This is a genomic window from Microvirga sp. P4_G7, from assembly GCF_056401005.1.
On the sequence record NZ_JBFUKD010001113.1, the window covers coordinates 1 to 675 of the forward strand.

General features: G+C 47.0%; 1 protein-coding gene. It reads left to right on the plus strand.

Annotation, left to right across the window (positions count from 1 at the left end; genetic code table 11):
• On the plus strand, nucleotides 1–387 hold a 387-nt coding region (locus tag AC1DT3_RS23360), incomplete at its 5' end, for a hypothetical protein (protein ID WP_477467537.1).
• Nucleotides 388–675: the final 288 nt, after the last annotated feature.

Sequence of the window (675 nt, forward strand, 5' to 3'; positions counted from 1 at the left end):
ATCTACTACATAGATCTCGATTTCTTGTTCGGCTCAGAAAATGAACGCCAGCGAGCACGAAACGACGCTGGAGAGGCGTTCAATGCGTGCCGCTATGAAAATAAGTGCGGCGTAGAAACGCCATTCAACATCTCAGTTCTTCGAAGCGATGGATCCGAGGTACAAGGCGCAAAGCAACTCTTTGGGCCTCAGGGCCACTATGCAGTAATGTCTGGTGGCAAGACAAAAATGTCAGGAAGTTATAGTCGCAATCTCGAAACAATAGAACTTCTTCCCGGAAAATATGAGCTGGTCATAGAGCCCTTTATTGCTCATCAGGCCATAGAGACAGTTGAGCTCGAAATATCGGTCAGATTTGACCCCAACGAACGTGCGCTAGAGAAGTAACATGCCTATACTTACAATTCGTATCGCAGCCAAGGACACCCCATTAAAATCCGGAGGGACGTCGTACGCGGGTCATATGTGGTTTGACTTAGGCCAAGGCGATGGGTCGCCCACCAAATCATTTGGATTTGCGTCGAAGAACAGCGTCCCGAGGGGCGAAGGCAAAGTTTCAATTAATGACACCGAGAATTATACAAAGTCTGTATACGCGAAGTCGTTATTMATTGATCAGCGGACGTATGATCTTTTGCTTAAATATGGAGAAAACCCGGGCGCTTACGATTTTGA